General features: G+C 61.0%; 21 protein-coding genes and 1 tRNA gene. 13 read left to right on the forward strand and 9 right to left on the reverse strand.

Annotated elements, in window-relative coordinates:
• Position 1: 1 nt before the first annotated feature.
• The 4 genes from ABID19_RS17870 to ABID19_RS17885 all read right to left on the reverse strand — a co-directional run bounded on the left by ABID19_RS17870 (position 2) and on the right by ABID19_RS17885 (position 3,707).
• Positions 2-1,069: a carbohydrate ABC transporter permease gene (locus tag ABID19_RS17870; protein ID WP_354492306.1), complete on the reverse strand. Its 1,068-nt coding sequence runs from the start codon at positions 1,067-1,069 to the stop codon at positions 2-4.
• 69 nt (positions 1,070-1,138) lie between these two features.
• Entirely contained in the window at positions 1,139-2,401 is a 1,263-nt protein-coding gene (locus tag ABID19_RS17875; protein ID WP_354492307.1) for an ABC transporter substrate-binding protein, read from the reverse strand.
• Positions 2,402-2,847: 446 nt separating this feature from the next.
• Positions 2,848-2,922, reverse strand: a tRNA-Val gene (locus ABID19_RS17880).
• A gap of 101 nt (positions 2,923-3,023) precedes the next feature.
• A complete protein-coding gene (locus ABID19_RS17885) occupies positions 3,024-3,707 on the reverse strand; it encodes a phosphoglycolate phosphatase (RefSeq protein WP_354492308.1) in 684 nt (227 codons plus the stop codon).
• Between the two features lie 144 nt (positions 3,708-3,851).
• On the opposite strand from ABID19_RS17885, the gene rpiA reads away from it, so the two are divergent.
• The 3 genes from rpiA (at position 3,852) to gor (ending at position 6,672) form a co-directional block, all read left to right on the forward strand.
• On the forward strand, positions 3,852-4,580 hold the full coding sequence (rpiA, locus tag ABID19_RS17890; protein WP_354492309.1) for a ribose-5-phosphate isomerase RpiA: 729 nt from the start codon (positions 3,852-3,854) through the stop codon (positions 4,578-4,580).
• Entirely contained in the window at positions 4,567-5,133 is a 567-nt protein-coding gene (locus ABID19_RS17895) for a DUF2059 domain-containing protein (protein ID WP_354492310.1), read from the forward strand. Before rpiA ends, ABID19_RS17895 begins: the two co-directional genes overlap by 14 nt.
• Positions 5,134-5,283: 150 nt before the next feature.
• Complete coding sequence (gene gor, locus ABID19_RS17900) at positions 5,284-6,672, forward strand: glutathione-disulfide reductase (protein WP_354492311.1); 1,389 nt, start codon at positions 5,284-5,286, stop codon at positions 6,670-6,672.
• Between the two features lie 124 nt (positions 6,673-6,796).
• Here the strand turns inward: gor and ABID19_RS17905 are convergent, their stop codons facing one another.
• The 3 genes from ABID19_RS17905 to ABID19_RS17915 form a co-directional block, all read right to left on the reverse strand.
• Positions 6,797-8,683, reverse strand: coding sequence for an ABC transporter ATP-binding protein/permease (locus ABID19_RS17905; RefSeq protein WP_354492312.1), 1,887 nt, complete (start codon positions 8,681-8,683; stop codon positions 6,797-6,799).
• 502 nt (positions 8,684-9,185) lie between these two features.
• Positions 9,186-9,866: a DsbA family oxidoreductase gene (locus ABID19_RS17910; RefSeq protein ID WP_354492313.1), complete on the reverse strand. Its 681-nt coding sequence runs from the start codon at positions 9,864-9,866 to the stop codon at positions 9,186-9,188.
• 115 nt (positions 9,867-9,981) lie between these two features.
• Positions 9,982-11,802 carry an extracellular solute-binding protein gene (locus ABID19_RS17915; RefSeq protein WP_354492314.1) on the reverse strand — a complete coding sequence of 607 codons (1,821 nt, stop codon included), beginning with the start codon at positions 11,800-11,802 and terminating at the stop codon, positions 9,982-9,984.
• Positions 11,803-12,033: 231 nt separating this feature from the next.
• Here ABID19_RS17915 and ABID19_RS17920 point away from each other — a divergent pair, with 231 nt between their 5' ends.
• Positions 12,034-12,663, forward strand: coding sequence for an invasion associated locus B family protein (locus ABID19_RS17920; protein ID WP_095486806.1), 630 nt, complete (start codon positions 12,034-12,036; stop codon positions 12,661-12,663).
• A gap of 101 nt (positions 12,664-12,764) precedes the next feature.
• Here ABID19_RS17920 and hspQ read toward each other — a convergent pair whose 3' ends face one another.
• On the reverse strand, positions 12,765-13,088 hold the full coding sequence (gene hspQ, locus ABID19_RS17925; protein WP_352930220.1) for a heat shock protein HspQ: 324 nt from the start codon (positions 13,086-13,088) through the stop codon (positions 12,765-12,767).
• Positions 13,089-13,311: 223 nt separating this feature from the next.
• Between hspQ and ABID19_RS17930 the strand changes: the two genes are divergently transcribed.
• A complete protein-coding gene (locus ABID19_RS17930; protein WP_354492315.1) occupies positions 13,312-14,274 on the forward strand; it encodes an AEC family transporter in 963 nt (320 codons plus the stop codon).
• Here the strand turns inward: ABID19_RS17930 and ABID19_RS17935 are convergent.
• Positions 14,251-15,462, reverse strand: a complete 1,212-nt coding sequence (locus ABID19_RS17935) for a UbiH/UbiF family hydroxylase (RefSeq protein WP_354492562.1) — start codon at positions 15,460-15,462, stop codon at positions 14,251-14,253. The two genes, ABID19_RS17930 and ABID19_RS17935, sit on opposite strands and share 24 nt — an antisense overlap.
• A gap of 106 nt (positions 15,463-15,568) precedes the next feature.
• On the opposite strand from ABID19_RS17935, the gene ABID19_RS34345 reads away from it, so the two are divergent.
• The 8 genes from ABID19_RS34345 to ABID19_RS17975 all read left to right on the forward strand — a co-directional run bounded on the left by ABID19_RS34345 (position 15,569) and on the right by ABID19_RS17975 (position 23,808).
• Positions 15,569-16,465: a DUF2182 domain-containing protein gene (locus ABID19_RS34345; protein WP_435528740.1), complete on the forward strand. Its 897-nt coding sequence runs from the start codon at positions 15,569-15,571 to the stop codon at positions 16,463-16,465.
• Positions 16,466-16,479: 14 nt separating this feature from the next.
• Positions 16,480-17,094: a DUF1326 domain-containing protein gene (locus ABID19_RS17945; protein ID WP_354492316.1), complete on the forward strand. Its 615-nt coding sequence runs from the start codon at positions 16,480-16,482 to the stop codon at positions 17,092-17,094.
• On the forward strand, positions 17,091-17,909 hold the full coding sequence (gene pcsA, locus ABID19_RS17950) for a phosphatidylcholine synthase (protein ID WP_352930231.1): 819 nt from the start codon (positions 17,091-17,093) through the stop codon (positions 17,907-17,909). The genes ABID19_RS17945 and pcsA overlap by 4 nt, the downstream gene beginning before the upstream one ends.
• A gap of 32 nt (positions 17,910-17,941) precedes the next feature.
• A complete protein-coding gene (locus tag ABID19_RS17955) occupies positions 17,942-18,919 on the forward strand; it encodes a quinone oxidoreductase family protein (RefSeq protein ID WP_354492317.1) in 978 nt (325 codons plus the stop codon).
• A gap of 164 nt (positions 18,920-19,083) precedes the next feature.
• Positions 19,084-20,661: an ABC transporter ATP-binding protein gene (locus ABID19_RS17960; protein WP_354492318.1), complete on the forward strand. Its 1,578-nt coding sequence runs from the start codon at positions 19,084-19,086 to the stop codon at positions 20,659-20,661.
• Entirely contained in the window at positions 20,658-21,770 is a 1,113-nt protein-coding gene (locus ABID19_RS17965) for an ABC transporter permease (RefSeq protein WP_354492319.1), read from the forward strand. The genes ABID19_RS17960 and ABID19_RS17965 overlap by 4 nt, the downstream gene beginning before the upstream one ends.
• On the forward strand, positions 21,770-22,690 hold the full coding sequence (locus ABID19_RS17970; protein WP_354492320.1) for an ABC transporter permease: 921 nt from the start codon (positions 21,770-21,772) through the stop codon (positions 22,688-22,690). Before ABID19_RS17965 ends, ABID19_RS17970 begins: the two co-directional genes overlap by 1 nt.
• A gap of 50 nt (positions 22,691-22,740) precedes the next feature.
• Complete coding sequence (locus tag ABID19_RS17975) at positions 22,741-23,808, forward strand: BMP family ABC transporter substrate-binding protein (RefSeq protein ID WP_354492321.1); 1,068 nt, start codon at positions 22,741-22,743, stop codon at positions 23,806-23,808.
• Positions 23,809-23,844: the final 36 nt, after the last annotated feature.

Here is a 23,844-nt window from a genome sequence, read left to right on the forward strand (position 1 = left end):
TTTAACGCTCCCGTGTCAGCCAGCGCTGGATAAGTGAGATCGCTAACACGATCGCGAACAGAATGACCGAGATGGTCGAGCCGCCCGAAATGTCCTGCTTGCCGTAGCCGCGCTCGACCGCCTGGAAGACGAGTGTCTGGGTGCTGTCGAGCGGACCACCATTGGTCATCACGTCGATCTGGGCGAAGAGCGCGAAGCCCTGCATGGTGATCACAACAAGGACAAGCACCGCGGTGTAGCGCAGCCCCGGCCAGGTGACATAGCGGAAAGTCTGCCATTTCGAGGCGCCCTCGATCGCGGCGGCTTCGTAGAGCGTGGGGCTGATCGTCTGCAACCCGGCCAACCAGATGACCATATGGAAGCCGACGGCCTGCCAGATTGACATGGCCATGATCGCAGGCAGCGCGGTCGAGGGGTTGCCCAGCCAATCGACGGGCTGCACAAGGCCGAAGCTGAGGCCCTGGAGAATGCTGTTCAACAGCCCGTTCTGGCCGTCATAGATGAACCGCCAGAGCAGCGAGACCACGACAATGGAGACCACCACCGGCATGAAGTAGATGGTCCGGAATATGCTGATGCCCCTGAGCTTCTGGTTGACGAGCAAGGCAAGCATCAGCGCGAGGCCGCCCTGCATCGGCGCCACGACCAGGACGAAAAGGAAGGTGTTTACCAGCGCCTTCATGAACACGACGTCGCTGGCGATGGCGACCTTGGCGTTCTCGCCGGACTGCCAGCGGAACCATTCGCGCATGCCGCGATACTGGGGATAGTCGTCGCTGCGGGTGATCGCACGCAAGCGGGGATACTGGATTTCGCCGGCTCCGTTTCGGACCACTTCGCCAGCAGCGTCGCGCTCGGGTTCGAGGGTCACCACCGCAAAACCCAGGAGCTGACGATAGTTTTCCAACCCGACGAACTGGGTGGCGTTCGGTGACAGCAGCCGCTGATTTGTCAATGAGAGACCGATCGCGAAGAAAAACGGCAGGACGACGAATATGACGATGAGTGCGAAGCCCGGTAGGGCGAATGTCCAGCCCGTCCGGTTCGACAGGGTTAATTTCGACGCCATTTGCGATATCCGCCCAAGAAGTCAGAAAGCGTGGAGGCCGCGGCTGGCGGGGACTCCGGCGCGACGGAACTACCGGTGACCGTAGCCGCCGTTGCTTTCGATGTCGGCGTCGATCTCGTCGACCGCCGCATCGAGCGTGTCGGCTACGTCGGCACCATTGGCGATGTCGGCCAGCGCCTTGGTGAAGACCTTGGCCTGGACCACGTAGCCCGGCGTGACCGGGCGCACCAGCGCCTGTGCTTTGGAGAGATCGAAGAACATGGCGAGCGGGCCGCCATCCCCGTAGTTCTTTGTCATCTGTGCCGCCGAGGGCGTGGGCGGGATCAGGCCGATGCCGTCGGAGAAGGCGGCCAGATATTTGTCCTGCGCGGCGAACTTTATGAACTCGGCAGCACCTTCGGGATGCTTGGACTTGGCCGAGACGCCGAACTGCCAGGAGCCCGCGCCGATCTTGTTGCCTTGGCCGAAGTCGGGTGCTGGAAGGAAGACAACGTCATCCACGGCTTCCATCGTCTCCACCGCGCGCCAGTTGCCATTCCACTGGAAGGCGAACTTCCCCTCGATGAAGCCGGTCTGCTGATCGGCGGGATCCTCGCTGCTGCCAGGCGCATAGCCTCCGGTGAACAGCGATTGCCACCACTTGCCAAACGCCTGTGCAGCCTCGCCGTTCAGCGCGCCTTCCGCGGTCCGGTAGGTCGAGCGGTCGACAATGTCGCCGCCGAAGCTCTGCAGGAATGGCGAGAAGGCATAGGAGTACCATTCGGCTTGATCGTTCATGCCGAGATCAAGGGCAAATTCATACTTGCCGGAGGCCTTGGCGGCATCGAGCGCGGCCATGAATTCCTGGTTCGACCAGGGCTTGTCGAGGGTCGGGGTGCGCAGGCCCAGCTCGTCCAGCGTCGATCGGCGAGCAAAAAGCGCTACCGCCGCGTCCCAAAGACCGATTGAATAGAGCTTGCCGTCCCACACGCCTTTGGTGCCGGGCAGGAAGTCGGCGAACTCGCTCTCGTCGATCGGCAGCGGTTGCAGATAGCCGGCCCAGGCCCAGTTGGGCATGATGGGGCCATCCACATCCAGGATGTCGGGCAGGTTGCCTGCTAGGGCAGCGGCCGCGACTGAATCGTTATAACTCTTCTCTGGAAAGCTCTCGATGGCCACCGTCCAGTCGGACTGGCTGGTGTTGAAATCCGAGACGATCTGGTTGAGGATTCGCGACTCCACCTGGTTGCCGGCGCCGTGATACCACATGGTCAACTTCGTCTGCGCCAGCGCGGGCATACACAGGCAGGTCGACGCGATCACCACGCCGGCAAGGTGTTTTGTCAGTTTCATTGGCCATTCCTCCCTCTTGACTTAGGACGCTGACTGGATTCGCGGTCATCCCGAAGGCCGCAAGGACACGGGGCCGGAAGCCAGCGTCCTAGTTTCGGGTCGGCCGCTATGGGCCCTTGATGGGGTTCAGCAATGTTTGCGGAAGCCGGGAGCATTTGCAATTGCGCTGTTTCACCTTGGTCGGAGCGGGAGGTCGACGGCGATTTCCTCTCGTCAATTCCCGGTACAATCACTGAGATAGCAGCTCACCTAGGACGATTTGGTCGTCCGTCAACTTTCTCCCGGGCTGCGTTCAATATGCAGACCGAGTGCTTCCAAGGGTAGACTTGTGATGTGCACCCAACCGCTTGGTGCATTGCACGAAGCCGTTGGCAAACCTGGCGATGAGGCGAAGGTGCGAAACCTAGGTGACTGCGAGGCGGATTTTTGTACCGGAGGCGGGGTATTGGTGGGCGATGCAGGGATTGAACCTGCGACCCCACCCGTGTGAAGGGTGTGCTCTCCCGCTGAGCTAATCGCCCGCTCGTTGCCCGAAGGCCAAGCGCGCCGCGATATAAGGGAGGCAGGCCAGGGAAGTCAAGGCGATGTCCTGCCGTTCCGGCGAAGACCTGGTCGCCGTCGCTCAGTGCCCCGCAGCGGCAATCAGGCGTTCGGCCAGACCAAGCGTCAGCGCATCGAAATGCGAGATCACCGCCGAAGGTTCGAATTCGCGCACATGGCGGTCGGTGTAGCCGAAATCGACCGCAACCACGGGAATGCCGGCGGCTTTCGCCGTATCGATGTCGGTCTGCGAATCACCAACCATCAGCGCGCGGTGCGGATCGCCGCCGGCCAGCGCGATTGTTTCGGTCAGATGGCGCGGGTCGGGCTTGCGGAACGCAAACGTGTCCTGACCGCAAATCGCAGCGAAATGCTTCGCCAGGCCAAGCGCCTCGATCAGTGCCGCCGAGTTGGCTTCGTATTTGTTCGTGCAGACCGCCAGGAGATAACCGGCTGCCTCGAATCGCGCGATCGTCTCGACGACGCCGGGATAGGGGCGTGACTTGCCGGGGATGTTATGGGTGTAATGATCGAGGAACAGCTTCAGCAACCGGTCTTGCTCCGCGCTTTCCAGCGATCTCTGCTGCGCGGCATGCGCGCGCTCGATCATCACTCGCCCGCCATGGCCGACGAAGCGCCTGAAGCCGACGTCATCGACGGCTGCGAGTTCGCTGGCGGCAAGGCTGTGGTTGAGGCTGTCGAGTAGATCCGGCGCTGTATCGATCAGCGTCCCGTCGAGGTCGAACACGATGATCGGTCGGGTCATGGCCTGTCCTGTGGCGATTGCGTCGTTGGCAGGCGATAGCCGCTGCGGTCCATTCAGGCAAGCCGGCTCAGTCAATCCACAGTCAAGGTCTTTGATCGGACTGGCAAAAATGGTAGGAGCGCCCAAACAAATTTTGGGGGCGACATGGATGCGAGGCAACTGAAGGTCGAAGCCGCACGTGCAGCGCTTCCCCATGTGAGCGACGGGATGCGGCTTGGCATCGGCACCGGCTCGACCGCCGAAGAGTTCGTGCGGCTGCTTGCCGAAAAAGTCGCCACGGGCCTCACCATCGTCGGCGTGCCAACCTCGGAGCGCACCGCCATCCTTTGCGGCGAGCTCGGCGTGCCGCTGTCGACGCTGGAGGAAACACCCGTACTCGACCTTACCATCGACGGCGCCGACGAGATCGATCCGGCGCTGACATTGATCAAGGGCGGCGGCGGTGCGCTGCTGCGCGAAAAGATCGTGGCGGCGGCTTCCGCCCGCATGATCGTCATTGCCGACCGTTCGAAGGTGGTCGAGACGCTCGGCCGTTTTCCACTGCCCATCGAAGTCAACCCGTTTGGCCTGCGCGCCACGGAAATCGCGATCGCCGCGGCAGCCGGAAGGCTCGGCCTTTCCGGTCCGGTCACATTGAGGATGACGGGGAGCCAGGCTTTTGTTACAGACGGCGGCCATTTTATCCTCGATGCATCTTTTGGCCGCATTCCGGATACAAGAGCGCTTTCGAATGCTCTCCATGCCATTCCAGGCGTGGTCGAGCATGGTCTTTTCATCGGGCTTGCATCCGCGGCCATCATCGCCGGCGACGGCATCCAAACCGTCCTTGCCGCCCGAAAACCAGGGAGTTCTACCGACCATGACGTTGCATAACCGGGTTCGCCGTTTTTCTGCCGTTCTGGCAGCTTCAGCCGTCTTTGCGCTTTCGTCGCCGGCGTTCTCGCAGGACGTCACCGACGGGCATCTGAAGGCGGCGCGCGCTGCGGTCGCGGCGATCCACGCGACGGACCCGTTCGACAACATCCTGCCGCAGGCAGCCGCCGCGCTTCAGCAGCAGCTTATCCAGAAGAACCCGGACATGCAGGAGCTGATCGGCAGGACGATCAGCGAAAAGGCGCTGGCGCTGGCCTCGCGCCGCGCCGATCTCGAGAAGGAAGCAGCCATGGCCTATGCCAAGGTGTTTTCCGAAAAAGAGCTTACCGAAATCGCCGCTTTCTATAATTCCGATTCCGGCAAGAAGCTGCTCGACAGCGGCCCGGCCGTGACGCGTGAACTGCTCAAGGCGGCCGAGATATGGCAGAACGGTGTCGCTCGTGATCTCGCCCAGCAGGTCGGCGAAACGCTCGCCGCGGCAGCAAAGGCCGCAGCACCGGCAAATGCCGCGGCTCCTGCCGAGGGTGCGCAGCCGGAAGCACCGAAGAACTGAGCATAATCCGGCAGCGTTTATCGCTGCTGGACCGGAAGCCCGGTCGCCGTCACGCACTTCCGACAACATGCGTGGCGAAGTGGTCCGGGCTTTTCTTTTGATGGTTTGCAGCCTACCTGTCTCAGACATTTAAGGGCAAGGAGCCGCACCATGGCCGGTTACGACTACGACCTTTTCGTTATCGGCGGCGGCTCCGGCGGTGTGAGGGCGGCGCGCGTGGCGGCAGCACTCGGCAAGCGCGTCGGCATTGCCGAGGAATACCGCTATGGCGGCACCTGCGTCATACGCGGCTGCGTGCCGAAGAAGCTCTATGTCTATGCATCGCAGTTTCCCGAACACTTTGCCGACGCTGCCGGTTACGGCTGGACGGTGCCACAGGCAAGCTTCGACTGGCCGACACTGGTTGCCAACAAGGATCGCGAGATTAGCCGGCTGGAGGCTATCTACAGGAAGAATGTGCAAGGCGCCGGCGGCGAGACGTTTCAGTCGCGCGCCGTGCTGGTCGATCCGCATGGGGTGCATCTCCTCGGCGAGGACCGCACCGTCACGGCCGATCAGATTCTGATCGCCACCGGCGGTCGCCCGGCACCGCATCCCGCTCTGCCCGGCCATGAGCACTGCATCTTTTCCAACGAGGCCTTCGACCTCAAGGAGCTGCCGAAGGCAATCATGATCGAAGGCGGCGGCTATATTGCCGTCGAATTCGCCAACATCTTTCACGGTCTCGGCGTCGACACCACGCTTGTCTATCGCGGCAAGGAGATCCTCTCCCGCTTCGACATGGATCTCAGGCGCATGTTGCACGAGACGATGGAAAAGAAGGGAATAAGGATCCTCTGCCATGCCGTATCCGAGTGGGTGAGGAAGCGTCCGGACGGACGGCTAGACGCCGTCCTCACTGGAGGGGAAGTGCTAACGGTCGATCAGGTCATGCTCGCCATCGGGCGTCTGCCCAACACCGAGAATATGGGCCTTGAGGGCGTCGGCATTGAGATGACCAAGACCGGCGCCATCAATGTAGACCAATATTCACGAACCAATATCGATAATATCTGGGCGATCGGCGACGTCACCAACCGCGTGCAATTGACGCCGGTGGCGATCCACGAGGCGATGTGTTTCGTCGAGACCGTGTTCAAGAACAATCCGACCGCGCCCGACCATGATACGATCGCCACCGCGGTCTTCTCGCAGCCCGAAATCGGCACGGTCGGCCTTTCGGAAGACGAGGCGATAAAGCGCTTTCCCGACATCGAGATCTACCGTGCGACATTCCGGCCGATGCGGAACACGCTGTCGGGCCGCGACGAAAAGATGCTGATGAAGCTGGTGGTTGACGGCGCCTCGAAGAGAGTGCTCGGCGCTCATATCCTCGGGCCGGATGCCGGCGAGATGGCGCAGCTTCTCGGCATTCCGCTGAAGGCGGGCCTGACCAAGGATGATTTCGACCGCACGATGGCCGTGCACCCGACCGCGGCGGAAGAACTCGTCACCATGTACAAGCCGACTTACCTGGTGAAGGACGGCGAGCGCGTCTGACGTTTTGCCGGTGTCGTCATCAACGGGCATTCTGCCGCGGGCAGGGCGGGGTCACCAGTGGCATTGAAAAATAGATCACCGATCCGGGTGAAACGCGACGGTGAGCAGCGATGTTGTGTCGCCGCTATTTCTGCCTCATGCGGCGAGGGAAGCGCAGCCATTTTTCCTCGACCGGCCTTGGATGCGCGAGGATGGTGGTGAGTTCGACCGGCAGGCTCGGCGCCAGCGGCTTCTTGGTCGCGACACCGTCCGCGATGGTAACGATGCTGTGGTAGAATTCGGCGCCTGAAAGCGATCTTGGCGGCACGGCCTCGTGCATGATCGAGATCACCGTGACGTCTGGACAATGGTCCTTGATCGCCTGATGGAAAGCGATCTTCCCTTCGGGATCGAGCGCGCCGGTCGCTTCGTCGAGGAACAGCAATCCTGGCTGCTGCAACACGATGCGGGCGACAACCAGCTTCTGTTTCTGCCCGCCTGAAAGCACCTGGTCCCAGTTCATACCCTCACGGGTTTCATCGGCCATATGTTCGATGAAATCGCCAAGGCCCGCTCTGTGCAGAGCCGACGCAACCTGCGTGTCGGTGTGATCGTGCTCTGAGCCGGGCAGGCAGACCAGTTGCTTCAGCGAAACCTGCTGCAGCTTGACCTCCTGGGCGGCATAAAAACTTTCGACCCCTTCCGGGAAGACGATGGTACCGCGGCCATAGGGCCACAAACCGTTGATCGCCTTGATCAGCGATGTCTTGCCGCAGCCCGATTCGCCCTTCAAGAACGTCCACTCGCCGCGTCGGAAGCGCAAATTCGCAGCACTTAGGAACGGCGTGGCGTCCTCGCCCTGATGGGTTAGTTCCAGCTTCTGGATGGTCAGGCCAAAAACCGGGTTCTGGCGATCGTAACGGAAATCGGAGCAGCCGGTGAGGCTGTAGAATTCTTGCGGATGCTGGACATTTTCAATCGCATTGGCAAGCTCGGTCACCCGTTGGCTGTTGGCCCGCAGCGCCGCGATGGAAGGCATGACGTGGATGAACCACGAGCATTGACTGATCAGCGAGTTGACCATCTCGGAGCCGGTTATATAGCCCTTGAGATCGAAACGGTTGTGGATGTAGGGCACGAGGCCCGGCGCATAGGCGACAATGCGGGCACCGATGAAATTGTAGACCAGCTCGAAAGAACGATAGCTGGTGTTGACGATGTTCAGCCGCGCCCAGGTGCGGTCGATGTCGACATACAGCCGGTCATGCATCGTCTTTTGCACGTTCTCGCCCTGTGAGGCGGCGACGTGGAAACTGCGGCGCAGGAACGTCGTCAGTTCGCCACGATAACTGCCTTCGGACTGCTGCATCATGATATTGAGCCGTTCCAGCAGTCTGCCGAGCTTGACCGCGATCCAGGTATTCAGCGGCACGTATATGGCGACCGCCAGGAAAGCCAGGACCGCGCTGCCATAGCTGCCGAGGAATTCCAGTCCTTTCACCTCTACCGAGGTTTCAAGCAGTTTCTGGCCGACGAAATAGAGCGATGTGGCGACAGCCATGACCCCCATGGCGAGGCCGATGGCTCCGCCGGTCATGTCCTTGATCGATTCCTGTACGCGCTGGTCGATATTGTCGGGAGCAGCGGTGCCGGAGGACCCGTGCTGGGCGTGGAAATGCGTATGGTTGGTGTCGAGAAGCGCTTCGTTGAAACGGCTGTCCAGCCAGCCGCGCCATTTGCGATGCAGCGTCGCGGACACAAAGGTGCGGATGCCGGTAAAGCCCGCATCCTTGAGCACGACCAGAAGGATAAGTATGCCGGCGTTGGTGAGCAGCGATGCGAGCGGCGTGGTGTTCGCGGCATCATGGTAGAAGGCGATCGAGTTGACCAGTTCCCCGGATGCTTCGGCGAACCAGACGCCGGCCTTGCTGGAGAGCGCGGTGAACAGCGCGATGACCAGCGTCAGTGTCCAGGCTTCCACCCAGCGGTCCGAGAACCAGTAGGCCCGCATCAGTCCCCAGAAGCTGCGCATCGAGGAAACCGGTGTCAGGAGCGGAGGCCTTGCGGCGCCGCGGAGCCATTTTTCCGATATTGAATGTCGCTCTGGTCTGCCGACCCGAATCACTATCCGCCCAAACCTCTTTTAGTTTTGTTACAGACAGTAACACCAATTGATCATTTTCCATTATCTTTTCTTGGCCTGCCGGGGGATTGAACCTCTCGCCGTTGCCGTCAGGCAACAGAACGCAGCATCGCAACGTCATGCGGTGACGTTCCCACACGCATATTGTACGAATAATTTCAATAGCTTGTTGGTTTACATGTGCGGGCGTCTTTACCTTCCCTAGGGGAAGCTTTTTTGCACAACTTTTTGAAAAGCCGATCAGCTGATTTTATGCTGGGGAAGACGCATGCGCGCAAAAACGTGCCGTCTTCGACACGTCTCTGTTGCCATGTTGACCTGGCGACGGTCGGAAAAGTGACCGGAAACGGGCGTTGGCGGCAGCGCCAAGGTGGCGGTGGGTAGCGTCTATTCAGTCCGCTTTCTCCAGCTCACCCCGCGCCTTGGCCGCCGCGACCTGGCGAATGGCGTCCGTGAGCGTATCGGCGTCCTGCGCACCCATCACCGCATACTTGCCCTCCAGCAAGAAGCACGGCACGCCAGTGATGCCCATGCGCGAAGCGGTGGCGATTTCGGTGCGGACCGCCTCGACATCGGCGTCCGTCGGTAAAAGCGTCTCGACCACGGATGCGTCCATGCCCGCCTCGCGGGCGGCTTTGATCAGCACGACATGATCGCCCAGATCGGCGCCTTCCTCGAAATTCAACTGGAACAGACGTCGCACCAGCCGGTTCTGCACGACCTCGCCGGCAGCTCCAGCCCAGCGGATGACGCGGTGCGCGGCCAGCGTGTTGGGCGCGACCTTAATGGCGGCGAAGTCGAAGTTGATCCCCTCGGCCTCGCCTAGCGGCTCGATCCGGGCGTGGATCTCGCGTATGCGTTCGTCGCTGCCGAACTTGGCCACCATGTATTCGCGGCGATCCTTGCCTTCGGGCGGGATGGTCGGGTCGAGTTGGAACGGCCGCCAGCGTATGTGCACGTCGATATCGCCTGCCGCGGCAATCGCCTTGTCGAGCCGCTTCTGGCCGATGAAACACCAGGGGCAGACAATGTCGGACACGACGTCGACAGTAATGGAGTTCAATTCGCTCATCGCGATCTCCTGTCGGGAGGGGAAACTTTTCTTCTGAGCATGACCTCATCTGGAGGTCGGCATGCAAACCGAGGTTCCAGTTTCTGCTGACGCGGACCTTCGGTTCGGATCGTGTTCAGTTCGCCTTGCGCCACCACGTTGGCAGCCGATAGCCTGATATGGGCGTCTTCTCAGGATGTTCCAGGTAGTTCCAGTAGGCAAGCCATTGCTGCGTGTTGTGCTGCATCGGAACCATGTAGTTGCCGGAGATCAGCAACCTGTCGAGGACCCGGACGGCGGCAACGTAGTCTTGGCGGCTGCGGGCGTCGAGCATCGCCTCAAGTGCGGCATCCACCGCCGGATCGGCGACGCCGGCGAGGTTGAATGACCCTTCGGCATTGGCGGCAGCGGATCCCCAGCGCCCGAGCTGCTCGATGCCGGGCGACAACGAGTTCTCGAAGCCGCTGGTACCGATCAGCACCTCGAAATCGAAACGTTGCTTGCGCGACTGGATCTGGTCGCCGTCGAGGCTGCGGATGGCGACATCGATGCCGATCTTCGCCAGCGTGCGCTGGTAGATGGTGGCGAGGCGCTCCTCGTTCTGCGAGGCAGTCAGGATCTCGAAGCCGAAGGGTTTGCCCTCTGGATCGAGCATCGCTCCATTTTGCAAAGTATAGCCCGCGCCCTTCAATATGTCGTACGCGGCCTTCAGCACCTTGCGGTCCTGGCCCGAGCCGTCGGTGACGGGTGGCCGCCAGGTTCCGTCCATGACATCGGCCGGCACACGACCCGGGTAGGGCGCCAGAAGAGCCTTTTCCCTGTCGTCGGCCGGATGACCGAGCGCGGAAAGCTCGGAGTTCTGCCAATAGCTCATGGTGCGCATGTACTTGCCGCCAAACAAGCTCTTGTTGGCCCATTCGAAGTCGTAGAGCATGCCGAGCGCGCGTCGAACGACCGGATTGGAAAATTTCGGCAGCCGTGTGTTGAACAGGAATCCCGTCACCACTGGTGGGATGCCGGTGTCGAATGTTTCGGCGATCACATCGCCCTTGTGGAAGGCCGGGAAGTCGAGATCGCGCTCGCGCTTGACGGGATCGCTGTCATCATCGATGGCGCAGATGCCTTTCTTGAAAGCTTCCAGCTTGGCGTTTGCGTTGAGGAAATACTCGATGGTGATCTGGTCGTAATTGTCGAAACCGCGCTTGGCAGGGATGTCCTTGCCCCAATAATTTGGGTTGCGCTTGAACACGATGCGTTGGCCGGGCGCCACTTGCGCCACGGTGTATGGGCCACTGCCGATCACAGGTTTCAGCGTGGTCCTGTCGAAGGTCTCTTTGTCGAAAGCATGCCTTGGTACGATTGGCGTCATCGCGATAATCAACGGAGTCTCACGGTTGGCCTTGTCATTGAATGTAAAGCGCACACTGCGGTCGCCGGTCTTTTCGAGTTTGGCGACCATGCTCATACGGGCGCTGTAAGGTGGCCGGCCTTTTTCGGTAAACACGTCGTAAGTGAACAGAACGTCTTCCGCAGTCACCGGTTGGCCATCCGACCATTTGGCCCGCGGATCGAGGTGGAATTCAATGCTCTTGCGCTCCGGGTCCATGTCGGCAGTGTCGGCAAGCAGGCCGTAGAGACTAAAGGCTTCGTCGTCATTGCGCTGCATCAGCGGTTCGAAGACGAGATTGCCGAAGATCCTATCGATCACGCCGCGGGCGGTCGTGCGCAGGCTTTTCAGGATGAACGGGTTGAGATTGTCGAAGCTGCCGACGACGCAATAGGTGATGCTGCCGCGCTTGGGCGCATCGGGATTGACGTAGTTGAAATGCGCATAGTCGGCCGGCAGCGCCGGCTCGCCCTGCATGGCGATCGCGTGTTTCGGCTCCGACAGCGCTGGCTCCGGCGAAAGGCTGGCAAACGAGATCGCGGCAATCAGCCAAACAAGAACGCGGCCCATGACCGTCTCCTTACTGGGTCGGCTTTATGATTCGGAGCGCACCCTAACATGAGCCGGTCGCCTTCCGGCCAATCGCCAGTTCAAGAATTGCGGGTAGCGGGCTGGATTCGGCACCGCTTGCGGTGTAACACGCCGTCCGAGTCATTCTGTTGCCTCATTTTGGCAACAGGTAGCTGGACCACACGGCGCGAAGAAGCCGGTCCCGGGATCATTTGAGAGGAAGTGCAAGATATGACGAGCCTGAACAGCAACGCGTACCGCCTGTCGGTCTTGGCCGCTGGCGTGGTCGGCTTTCTGGGCGCACAACTTCCCGCTGCGTTTGCGCAGCAACAACAGCAGATTCCGCAGGGCTGGTTCAAAGCCTGCACGAAGCAGGAAGACGTCGACATCTGCAATGTTCAAAACATTACCACCGCCGGTAACGGCCAGCTCGTCACCGGCGTCAGCCTGATCGAATTGAAGGGCAAGGTGAACCGCAAAGTGTTCCAGGTAACGGTTCCGACCGGCCGCCTGGTTCCTCCTGGCATTGGCCTACAGATCGATACCGGGAAGGCGCAGAAGCTCGATTATGTGATCTGCTTCCCCGACCGCTGCGTGGCGGAAGTGCCGCTGACCGACCAGCTCGTCGCCTCCTTCAAGAAGGGTTCCAACCTGACGTTGACCTCGGTCAATTTCCAGAACCAGCCGAACCCGATCAAGATCGCGCTGACCGGCTTCAGTGGCGCCTTCGACGGGCCACCGCTGCAGCAGTCGGACATCGAGGATCGGCAAAAGAAGCTTCAGGACTTCGTGGCCAAGAACAATCAGGACTTCGCCAAGAAGCTCAAGGAAGAGCAGGACAAGGCGAAGACCGCCAACTGATCGCCTCAGGGCAAATAACTAAGAAAAAAGCGGGGTCATGCCCCGCTTTTTTGTTCCCGTCGACCGTTCTTGACCCAAGCCAGGCCCGTAATCCCGTCATGTCAATGTCTTGACTGGCGTCTCGGCTCGTAGCGCCCATCGGGCCTCTTGTCGAACATCTCACCGATCTGCGGATGCCGCACAGGTTCGCCAGACTGATCCTCGAGCAGGTTCTGCTCAGACACGTAGGCAATGTATTCCGTTTCCGAATTCTCGGCGAGCAAGTGGTAGAAGGGCTGATCCTTACACGGCCGCGCATCCGCGGGGATCGCCTCGTACCATTCGTCGGTGTTGGCGAATTGCGGATCGACATCGAAAATGATGCCGCGGAACGGAAACAGCCGGTGGCGAACCACCTGTCCGATCGAGAATTTGGCTGTTTTCATCGTACTCACCACTAAGTCCTAAGAGTGCCGCGCGTCCTTAGAATGCGCCAATGACTCTCTAGGACCTTGAAATTTACCCGTTACGCAACAAAAAATCGAGCCCGACTTTAGGGCCGATACCTACCTCTATTTGACGCAAACGCCGCATCAATTCAATGCCGAAGCGCTTGACGCGCCGTCAAGCTACGGGCTAGCCCCGCCCGAGAGTTAGTGTCAGCGCAAAATGTCAGACGTCATCGGTCTTGTTCTTCCATTCTTCGGGTTGATTTTCATAGGTTTCCTGGTGGCGCGCATCACCGGGCAGCCACTGGAAGCGCTCGGCTGGATGAACACCTTCATCGTTTATGTCGCGCTGCCGGCCCTGTTCTTCCAACTGCTTGCCAAGACGCCGTTCGAGCAGCTGACCGAATGGAGCTTCATCTTCGGCTCGGTCTTCTCCACCTACACGGTTTTTTCGCTGATGTTTGCATGGTCGTCGCTGACGTCGAGAGGCGAGATAGCGCAATCGACCATCAAGGCGTTGGCCGCCGCCTACGGCAATATCGGCTATATGGGGCCGGGGCTTGCATTGCTGGCCTTCGGCGAGGAGGCGGCGGTGCCGGTAGCCCTGATCTTCTGTTTCGAGAACATCCTGCATTTCGCCGTCGCGCCGATGATGATGGCGCTGGCCGGCGACGACAAGACGTCGCCATCGCGGCTCATGCTGGGCGTTTTGCGAAAGATCGTGCTGCATCCGTTCATCATCGCGACCGCCCTGGGCGTGGGAGCCGCCTATATCGGTTTTCGCCCGCCTGTGCCGGTAGAGCGCTTCCTCGAATATCTTTCGAGGGCGGCGGCACCTTGCGCGCTGTTCGCCATGGGCGTTACCCTGGCGCTCAGACCACTCAATCGCATCCCGCACGAACTGGCGTTGATCGCTGCGCTGAAGCTGATCCTGCACCCGTTGCTCTGCTATGTCGTTCTGAGCTGGATCGGCAATTTTTCCGAGACCTGGATGTTTTCGGCGGTACTGCTGGCGGCATTACCGACCGCAACCAATGTCTTCGTCATAGCCCAACAATATGGCGTCTGGGTGCAGCGGGCCTCGGCCAGCGTGCTGATCACCACTTGCCTCTCGGTCGTGACGGTGACCGGGCTGCTCTACATGATCCGCCATGGCGTACTACCGCCGGACTTGTTTCCTTAAGCCGCCGGTGAGCGCTGCAAAACCACTGCCGGGCCGCAAGCCCTCGCGCATGAAAAAGGCGCGCAGCGGCGCGAAGCCGCCGAGCAGGCCGAGGCCTGCACTGCGCGCCATCTGGGCCGGCAGCATGTCAGAGAGCAGCGATTTGTTGAGCAGGTTGACCGCACTGCTGCGTGCCAGAATGTCGGGTCGACGCCTGAAATCATAAGCCGCGAGTGATTTGACGGCACCCGGGTCTTCCCTGTTTTCACAAGCAATTCCAATCAGATCGTCAATATCCTTGATGCCAAGGTTGAGACCTTGCGCGCCAATCGGCGGGAACACATGGGCGGCTTCGCCGACAAGCGCCACCCGGTTGCGCGCGAAGCACCGCGGCGTCACGCCCGAAAGCGGGTAGATCTGCCGGCTGGGTTCGACGGACACCCGGCCGAGCATCGATTGCATCCGCAGTTCGACCCGGGTCGAAAGCGTCGCGTCGTCCAGGGCGGCGAGTTCTTTGGCCGTCTCCGGTTCTACAACCCAGACAAGGCTGGAGCGGTTGCCGGGTAGGGGAACCTGGGTGAACGGGCCGGTCTCGGTGTGGAATTCGGTCGAGGTGAAAGCATGGTCGCTGCGGTGGCTGAAATTGAGAACCAATGCCGCCTGCGGATAGGACCGGGCGGATGTCGAGATGCCGGCGGCCTCGCGGGCCGGCGACAGGCGCCCGTCGGCAGCGACCGCCAGCGATGCTGCGATCTCACTGCCATCAGACAGGATCGCATGGGCATGCTCGGCGTCGAGGCGCCAGGTCTCCACCATCGATTTTCGCCATTCGATGCCCGAATGCGCGGCAACGGCCCCGGCAAGCGCAGGGTTGAGCGCGCTGTTGGGTAGGTTCAGCCCGAACTGCTCCTCGCCGATTTCGCTGGCGCGAAAAGTGACCACCGGGCTGCGAATCAGCCGGCTGGTTGCGTCGACGATGCGCATCACCTTCAGCGGTGCGGCCTGGGATCTCACCTGGTCGACGACGCCCAACCGTTCAAGCATATTCAGGGCCGGGTCCATCAAGGCCGTCGTGCGGCCGTCTTGCCCGTTTGCCTCAGGTCCGACGAGCGTCACGGGAAAGCCAGCATCTGCGAAGCCAAGCGCTGCAATCAGCCCTGCCGGGCCGCTGCCGGCAACCAGTATCCGTGCTGTCTCCCGATGGTCCAAATTCGGCTTCCCGGTTGCGATGCGAGGCGGTCGCTCCGACCTGACGAGCATATAGGTCAGATCATGCGGCTTGATCAACGCGGCGATTCGGCCCATTCGATTTGCCATGACCGGCCAAGACCATGATTTCAGCCATCTCGACCGTGTCGGCCGTGTCACGGCGAGCATCTCGCGCAATCCTCGACTGGCGGTGACCCTCGTTTTCGGCGCGGGCGTCCTCCTGGCGTGGCTGCTTCTTGGCGCCATGGCGATACGTGGCGCCGAAAGCCGGATTCCTGGTACCGATGCACCCGGCGACTTGATGCTCAGAAATCTGCCGCAGCTGCCACTGCCGGATTTTCTTGAGCGCTTCTTCACTCTTTGTCTTGCACCCGCGCCGCTCGACGGGGGCGTCGGCGCACAGGGCAGCGCGCTTGTCCTCATGTGGTTCCTGATGGCGATTGCCACCATGCTGCCTTCCGCGGCGCCGATGATCCGCACCTATTGCGAGATCGCCGATACGGCGCGGGTCAAAGGCGAACCGGTCGTCCACCCGCTGATCCTGGTCGCCGGATATGTCAGCGTGTGGTTGGTTGCGTCGGCAGCCTTCGCGGTGCTGACGCTCATCGTTAACGCCTTCGCCTCACCTGTGCAGATGCTCGATCCGGTGGTTGGAGCGACCGGAGCCGCCGCGCTTTCGATTGCCGGCCTCTACCAGTTCAGCGGCCTGAAGGAAGCCTGCCTGACAAAGTGCAGAAACCCGTTCGCGGTCCTGTTTTCGAATTGGAGCGCGAAGCCAGGCCGCATTTTCCGGCTCGGCATGGAGCAGGGCGTCTGGTGCCTCGGCTGCTGCTGGGCGCTGATGCTGGTGATGTTCGCCGTCGGTGTGATGAACGTGTTCTGGATGGCGCTGATCGGCCTGTTCACCTTGATCGAAAAACAGACGGCGGGCAGGCTGCCAACCCGGATCGCCGGTGCGATACTGCTTGTCTGGGCAACCGCCCTGCTAGTAGTCTCGGTATGAGGGGAGAGAATTCGATGGCAGATCAAAGCTGGGCAATGAAAGGAGAGCTGGTGCTTTCCTGCAATTGCACGGTTTTTTGCCCTTGCGTGCTGTCTCTCGGCAGTCATCCGCCGACCGAGGGCTATTGCCAGACCTGGGCCGGGTTTCGCATCGATGCCGGCTATTTCGGCGAGGTCGATCTGTCCGGCCTCAATCTTGGGCTGGTCATGGAAATCCCCGGCTATATGAGCCGTGGCAACTGGACCGCCGGACTGTTCATCGACAAGCGCGCCTCAGTCTATGCGGTCAAGGCGCTGACCAGGATTTTCACCGGCAAGGCCGGCGGAACCACCTCGCTGCTTTCCATCCTGGTCGGAAAGTTCCTCGGCGTCGAGCAAGCGCCGATCACCTATGAGACGCGTGACAGGACGCGTATCTTCCAGATCCCGAAGATCATCGACGGAGCGGTGACGCCGATCTCAGGCAAGGACCGCGACAAGGATACGGTGATCAGCAATTCGGAGTACTGGATCGCACCGGAAATCATCGTGGCCAGATCCGACAAGAGCAAGATGCGGGCTTTCGGCCGCAACTGGAATTTTGCCGGCCGCTCGGCCGAAATCTGCAAGCTTGACTGGCGGGGCCCGTGAGCAAAAAAACAACGGCCAGGAAAATCACGGACAGGATTCCGAGGCCAAAGAAGAAAGTCACGTGGCCGCAGGCGCGCGCGTTTTCGGTCCATCTGCTGACCGCGTCGGGTTCGTTCCTGGCGTTCCTGTCGCTGGTGGCTGCGAGCGAGCAGCGCTGGACGGCGATGTTCTGGTGGCTGGGGCTGGCGCTGTTCGTCGACGGCATCGACGGGCCGATCGCCAGGAAGCTCGACGTCAAGGAAATCCTGCCGACATGGTCGGGCGAACTCCTCGATAACATTATCGACTACGTGACTTACGTGCTGATACCGGCCTTCGCGCTTTACCAGCGCGGCTTCATGGGTGAGGGCCTGTCGTTCCTGTCAGCGGCGATTATCGTTGTGTCGAGCGCGATCTATTATGCCGACACCGGCATGAAGACGAAGGAGAATTTCTTCAAGGGGTTTCCGGTGGTCTGGAACATGGTGGTGTTCACGCTGTTCGTCATCGAGCCGGGACAATGGGTTTCCTTCGCCGTGGTCGTGGTGGCCGGCATCCTGACATTTGTGCCAATCAATTTCATCCATCCGGTGCGGGTGGTGCGGCTGCGGCCGATCAATCTTGGCATGACGCTGTTGTGGTGCGCTTTCGGAGCGCTGGCCCTGGCGCAGGCAGCGCTCGCCGCCTTCTACGATCAGATTGGCGTCTTGGGCGAGCAGGTGAGCGTCTTCACCAAGATCGGCATCACCGTCACCGGGCTTTACCTCGCTTGCATCGGCGGTATCATGCAGCTCTTTCCAAATCTCGGCGCCAAGCCGGATGACAGGAAAGCCTGAGACCCAAGAGCGCCCCCCAAGAGAGCCTGAAAATGTCCAAAGCGATCCGCATACACGCCCATGGCGGTCCGGAGGTTCTGACCTATGAGGACGCCGATCCGGGCCAACCCGGATCGGGACAAGTCCTGGTCAGGCATACCGCCATCGGCCTCAATTTCATCGACGTCTATCATCGCTCCGGCCTTTACCCGCCGCCGGGCGGTTTCCCGCTGATACCCGGCAGCGAGGCGGCCGGGGTGGTTGAGGAAGTCGGTGCGGACATCGATTGGCTGAAGCCGGGTGATCGCGTCGCCTACGCCGTGACGACTGGCGCCTATGCCGAGCAGCGCGTGATCGCCGCCGACCGCATCGTAAAGGTGCCGGACGGCATCAGCGACGAACAGGCGGCCGCCATGATGCTGAAAGGGATGACGGCGGAATATCTGCTGCGCCGTACCTTCAAGGTGAAAGCGGGCGACACCATCCTGTTTCACGCGGCGGCCGGCGGTGTCGGGCTGATCCTCGGCCAATGGGCCAAGCATCTTGGCGCAACGGTGATCGGCACCGCCAGCTCCACCGACAAGATCGAGCTCGCCAAGGCGCATGGCTTCGACCATGTAATCAACTACCGCGAGCAGGATTTCGTCGCCGGCGTCATCGCAATCACCGGCGGCAGGAAGTGCGACGTCGTCTATGATTCGGTCGGCAACGACACCTTTCCCGCCTCGCTCGACTGCCTGAGGCCGCTCGGCATGTTCGCCAGCTTCGGTCAATCGTCAGGGCCGATCCCGCCGTTCAGCATATCGTTGCTGGCGCAGAAAGGTTCGCTGTTCGCAACCCGTCCGACGCTGTTCGTCTACAACGCCAAGCGTGAAGACCTGGAGGCATCCGCCGCCGCGCTGTTCGAAATCGTGCTCAGCGGCGCGGTCAAGATCAAGATCAACCAGCGCTATGCGCTCAAGGACGCGGGCAGGGCTCATTCTGACCTTGAAGGCCGCAGGACGACTGGGACAACCGTTCTCATCCCCTGAGCCTGCGCATCGTGCTTTTCCGAAAATCGATTTCGATTTTCTGGCCGATGCGTTAGGTTTCCGCTGAAATTCTTGAAGCTCTTTCAAGACGGGTGCCGCTTTGCGATGACAGCAGGCCGCGCATACCATGCCTGCGGGAACACAGAACATGTCTGGCAAACCAGATGGGAGGCACTGTGAGTGCAAATCAGGACGGCGAAAACCTGCTTGAGGTTCGTGGCCTCACCAAGACATTCGGCACGCTGACGGCGTGCGACCATGTCGACCTCAATGTTGCAAAGGGCGAAATCCACGCGTTGCTCGGCGAGAACGGCGCCGGCAAGTCGACACTCGTCAAAATGCTGTTCGGAACACTGGAGCCCAATTCGGGCGAGATTTTCTGGAACGGCCAAGCGGTCACGATCACCAATCCCGGCTTTGCGAAAAAGCTCGGCATCGGCATGGTGTTCCAGCATTTCTCGCTGTTCGAGGCGCTGACGGCGGCCGAGAACATCGCGCTATCATTGGATGACGGTTCGCCGATCAGCACGATTGCAGCGAAGGCGAGGGCGCTGTCCTACAGCTACGGCCTGCCGCTCGACCCGCAATCGCTGGTCGGCGACCTGTCGGTCGGTGAGCGCCAGCGTATCGAGATCATCCGCTGTCTCCTGCAGACGCCGCAGCTCATCATCCTCGACGAGCCGACCTCAGTGCTGACGCCGCAGGAAGCCGACAAGCTGTTCGAGACACTCGAGCGGCTGCGCTCGGAAGGAAAGTCCATCCTCTACATTTCGCACCGGCTGGAAGAGGTCAAGCGCATCTGCGACCGCGCCACGGTGCTGCGCCACGGCAAGGTGGTTGGCCACTGCAACCCGCGCAAGGAAACCGCGGCATCGCTGGCGCGCATGATGGTCGGCAACGACGTGCAGGCCGTGGTGCGCGCGCCGGCCGACGGTGTCGAGACCGCGCCGCCGCTGCTTGAAATCCGCGCGCTCAGCCGCAAGCCAGCAACGCCGTTCTCGATCCCGCTCAGGAACATCAACCTGACGGTACGCGCCGGCGAAGTGATCGGCATTGCCGGCGTTGCCGGCAACGGCCAGGGCGAGTTCTTCGAATCCGTTTCCGGCGAGGTGCCGCAGCAGGATGCCACCTCGGTGCGCATCCGCGGTAAGGATGCCGGCGGCCTCAGCATCACCGGCAGGCGGTTGATGGGCGCGGCCTTCGTGCCGGAGGAGCGGCTCGGCCACGGTGCAGCACCCCGCATGAAGCTTTCGGAAAACCTGCTCCTGTCGCGCCATGCCACCGACGGCAAGATGTTTGTCGGCGCCGGCGGAATGGTCAGAAGCGATGCGATCTATGCCGCTGCCCAGCGCATCATCAACGCGATGGATGTGCGCAAGAGCGCTCCCGACCCGGAGGCGGCGGCGCTTTCGGGTGGCAATCTGCAGAAATTCATCGTCGGCCGCGAACTCGACCGCAGGCCTGGCGTCATGGTCGTCAATCAGCCGACATGGGGCGTCGACGCCGGTGCCGCCGCCCACATTCGCCAGGCGCTTATCGAATTGGCACGCAGCGGCTCGGCGGTGCTGGTCATCAGCCAGGATCTCGACGAACTGTTCGAAATATCCGACGCGATCGCGGTGATGCACAATGGCGAATTGTCGAAGCCTTTGCCGATCGCTGAGGCCACGTTCGAAAAAATCGGACTGCTGATGGGCGGCGCCGAGCCTGGGCACGCCGAACACGCTTTGGAGACGTCATGATGCGCCTCGAACTCGTCAAACGCCCACAGCGCTCGATGCTGTTCTCGGCACTGTCGCCCTTCATTGCATTCGTGTTGACGATCATTGCCGGCGCCGTCCTGTTCGCATTGCTTGGCGTCAATCCTTTGAAGGCGTTTCAAATCTATTTCATCGAGCCGGTTAGCCAGGTCTGGCAGCTGCATGAGCTGGCGATCAAGGCGGCACCGCTCATCCTGATCGGGGTCGGCCTGTCGGTTTGCTACAGGGCCAACATCTGGAATATCGGTGCGGAAGGCCAGTTCATCCTGGGCGGCATCGCCGGCTCGATCATTCCGGTGCTGTTTCCGCAGTTTGAAGGCCCGCTTGTGCTGCCGCTGATGCTGCTGTTCGGCGTGGTTGGCGGTGCCGCCTACGCCGCCATTCCCGCCTTGCTCAAGACGCGTTTCAACACCAACGAGATCCTGACCAGCCTGATGCTGGTCTATGTCGCGCAGCTCTTCCTCGACTGGCTGGTGCGCGGTCCCTGGCGCGATCCGCAGGGTTTCAACTTCCCGCAGACGATACAGTTCAACGACTCCGCCATCTTGCCGGAACTGATGCCGGCCTCCGGCCGCGCCAATTGGGGCTTCGTCTTCGCGCTGGTCGCGGCGGTGCTGGTCTGGATCCTGATGAGCCGTATGCTGAAAGGCTTTGAGGTGCGCGTGCTCGGCTCAAGTCCCAGGGCAGGGCGCTTCGCAGGCTTCGGCCTCAACCGGATGGTGTTCTTCGCTTTCATGCTGTCGGGTGCACTGGCCGGACTTGCCGGCATCTCCGAAGTCTCCGGCGCGATCGGCCAGCTGCAGCCGGTGATTTCGCCCGGCTACGGTTTCACCGCCATCATTGTGGCGTTCCTCGGCCGTCTCAATCCACTCGGCATCGTCGCGGCGGGCCTTGTGCTGGCGCTGACCTATCTCGGCGGCGAGGCGGTGCAAAGCGCGCTCGGCATCTCCGACAAGGTGGCGCGTGTGTTCCAGGGCATGCTCCTGTTCTTCGTGCTCGGCTGCGATACGCTCATTCACTACCGCATTCGCCTGATCGGCTTTGCCACGCCGAAGCTTGAAACCGCGCCGAAGCTGGAGGAGGCCCGCTGATGGACATCACCGTCAACATTCTTTTGACCATCGCAACTGCGGCGACGCCCTTGCTGATCGCGGCGATCGGAGAACTGGTGGTCGAGCGTTCCGGCGTGCTTAATCTCGGTGTCGAAGGCATGATGATCATGGGCGCCGTCGGCGGTTTTGGCGCCGGCTATCTCACCGGATCGCCGTGGATCGGATTGTTGGCAGCGATCGCCCTGGGCGCAGTGTTTTCGCTGCTGTTCGCCGTCATGACATTGTCGCTGGCCACCAACCAGGTGGCGACGGGACTATCGCTGACATTGCTCGGCCTCGGCCTTTCCGGAATGATGGGAACCAGCTTTGTCGGTCTGGCCGGCGCGAGGCTGCCAAATCTCGACATTCCCGGCCTGACGCAGATTCCCGTCATCGGCAGGTTGTTGTTCGGCCAGGACCCGATCTTCTATATCTCGATCGCGTTGACCGCCACCGTCATGTGGTTCCTGTTCAAGACCCGCACCGGGCTCACGCTGCGCTCGATCGGTGACAGCCACACATCGGCCCATGCGCTTGGCATCCAGGTCATCCGCTACCGCTATCTCTCAGTGATCTTCGGCGGCGCCTGTGCAGGCCTTGCCGGGGGTCACCTGTCGCTGGTCTACACGCCGCAATGGGTGGAGAACATGACCGCCGGACGCGGCTGGATCGCGCTGGCGCTGGTCGTGTTCGCGTCATGGCGGCCATGGCGACTGCTGGCTGGCGCCTATATTTTCGGCGCGGTATGGATCGGCCAGCTTCATGCACAGGCTTTTGGCATTCCGGTACCCTCGCAACTGCTTTCTTCGTTGCCCTATCTGGCAACCATCGTGGTTCTCGTTCTAATCTCGCGCAACAAGCGTTTGACGATGATGAACACACCGGCTTCCTTGGGGCAGCCATTCGTTCCGGATCGTTGACAATAAAAACAGACGGGAAGCTCCAAGGCTTAACTCAGAGAGGTAACACGATGAAAAAACTGCTTATTGCGCTGATGGCCGCCGCGGCAGCATGGTCGCTGGCGGCGACCGCCGAGGCGCAGGAAAAGCTAAAAGCCTGTTGGGTCTATACCGGCCCGATCGGCGATTTCGGCTATTCGTACCAGCATGACCAAGGCCGCCTCGACGTAGAGAAGGCACTCGGCGACAAGGTCGAGACCGCCTACCTGGAGAACGTCTCCGAGGGTCCCGATGCCGCTCGTGCTTTCGAGCGCCTGGCACGCGAAGGATGCAAGATTATCTTCGGCACCTCCTTCGGCTTCATGGACCCCGAAGTGAAGGTCGCCAAGAAATTCCCCGACGTCAAATTCGAGCACGCGACCGGCTACAAGACGTCGGACAACCTCGGCATCTACAACGCGCGGTTCTACGAAGGCCGCTACATCCTCGGCCAGATCGCAGCCAAGCAATCGAAGTCGGGCGTCGCCGGCTACGTCGTTTCGTTTCCGATCCCCGAAGTGGTGATGGGCATCAATTCCTTCATGCTCGGCGCCCAGTCGGTCAACCCGAACTTCAAGGCGAAGATCGTCTGGGTCAATTCATGGTTCGATCCGGGCAAGGAAGCCGACGCCGCCAAGGCTCTGTTCGACCAGGGTGCCGACATCATCGTCCAGCACACCGACTCGACCGCCGCCCTGCAAGTCGCCGAAGAGCGCGGGCTGCAGGGGTTCGGTCAGTCTTCGGACATGATCAAGTTTGCCCCCAAGGCGCAGTTGACCTCGATCGTCGACGATTGGGGCCCGTATTATATCAGCCGGGTGAAGGCCGTGCTCGACGGCACTTGGAAGCCGGGCAATGTTTGGCTGGGCATCAAAGACGGCGCTGTTAAAATGGCCGCTTACACCAACATGCCCGATGACGTGAAGGCGATGGCGCAAGCCACTGAAAAGAAGATCGTCGAGGGATGGAACCCCTTCACCGGGCCGATCGCAAAGCAGGACGGAACGCCATGGCTGAAAGAGGGCGAGGTCGCTACTGACGCCACGCTGCTTGGCATGAATTTCTACATCAAGGGCGTCGACGACAAGCTGCCGAAGTAAGCGCTAGCGGAGACCAAAATCCTGACAGGCAAAGAT

It is taken from the genome of Mesorhizobium robiniae (assembly GCF_040545535.1).
In the GTDB taxonomy this organism is placed as follows: Bacteria; Pseudomonadota; Alphaproteobacteria; order Rhizobiales; family Rhizobiaceae; genus Mesorhizobium; species Mesorhizobium robiniae.

Bases quoted from the DNA above. Each gene is read 5' to 3' on its own strand.
- ABID19_RS17870 (WP_354492306.1), bottom strand. From the start codon at position 1,069: ATGGCGTCGAAATTAACCCTGTCGAACCGGACGGGCTGGACATTCGCC.
- ABID19_RS17875 (WP_354492307.1), bottom strand. From the start codon at position 2,401: ATGAAACTGACAAAACACCTTGCCGGCGTGGTGATCGCGTCGACCTGC.
- ABID19_RS17885 (WP_354492308.1), bottom strand. From the start codon at position 3,707: ATGACCCGACCGATCATCGTGTTCGACCTCGACGGGACGCTGATCGAT.
- rpiA (WP_354492309.1), top strand. From the start codon at position 3,852: ATGGATGCGAGGCAACTGAAGGTCGAAGCCGCACGTGCAGCGCTTCCC.
- ABID19_RS17895 (WP_354492310.1), top strand. From the start codon at position 4,567: ATGACGTTGCATAACCGGGTTCGCCGTTTTTCTGCCGTTCTGGCAGCT.
- gor (WP_354492311.1), top strand. From the start codon at position 5,284: ATGGCCGGTTACGACTACGACCTTTTCGTTATCGGCGGCGGCTCCGGC.
- ABID19_RS17905 (WP_354492312.1), bottom strand. From the start codon at position 8,683: ATGCGCAGCTTCTGGGGACTGATGCGGGCCTACTGGTTCTCGGACCGC.
- ABID19_RS17910 (WP_354492313.1), bottom strand. From the start codon at position 9,866: ATGAGCGAATTGAACTCCATTACTGTCGACGTCGTGTCCGACATTGTC.
- ABID19_RS17915 (WP_354492314.1), bottom strand. From the start codon at position 11,802: ATGGGCCGCGTTCTTGTTTGGCTGATTGCCGCGATCTCGTTTGCCAGC.
- ABID19_RS17920 (WP_095486806.1), top strand. From the start codon at position 12,034: ATGACGAGCCTGAACAGCAACGCGTACCGCCTGTCGGTCTTGGCCGCT.
- hspQ (WP_352930220.1), bottom strand. From the start codon at position 13,088: ATGAAAACAGCCAAATTCTCGATCGGACAGGTGGTTCGCCACCGGCTG.
- ABID19_RS17930 (WP_354492315.1), top strand. From the start codon at position 13,312: ATGTCAGACGTCATCGGTCTTGTTCTTCCATTCTTCGGGTTGATTTTC.
- ABID19_RS34345 (WP_435528740.1), top strand. From the start codon at position 15,569: ATGACCGGCCAAGACCATGATTTCAGCCATCTCGACCGTGTCGGCCGT.
- ABID19_RS17945 (WP_354492316.1), top strand. From the start codon at position 16,480: ATGGCAGATCAAAGCTGGGCAATGAAAGGAGAGCTGGTGCTTTCCTGC.
- ABID19_RS17955 (WP_354492317.1), top strand. From the start codon at position 17,942: ATGTCCAAAGCGATCCGCATACACGCCCATGGCGGTCCGGAGGTTCTG.
- ABID19_RS17960 (WP_354492318.1), top strand. From the start codon at position 19,084: ATGGGAGGCACTGTGAGTGCAAATCAGGACGGCGAAAACCTGCTTGAG.
- ABID19_RS17965 (WP_354492319.1), top strand. From the start codon at position 20,658: ATGATGCGCCTCGAACTCGTCAAACGCCCACAGCGCTCGATGCTGTTC.
- ABID19_RS17970 (WP_354492320.1), top strand. From the start codon at position 21,770: ATGGACATCACCGTCAACATTCTTTTGACCATCGCAACTGCGGCGACG.
- ABID19_RS17975 (WP_354492321.1), top strand. From the start codon at position 22,741: ATGAAAAAACTGCTTATTGCGCTGATGGCCGCCGCGGCAGCATGGTCG.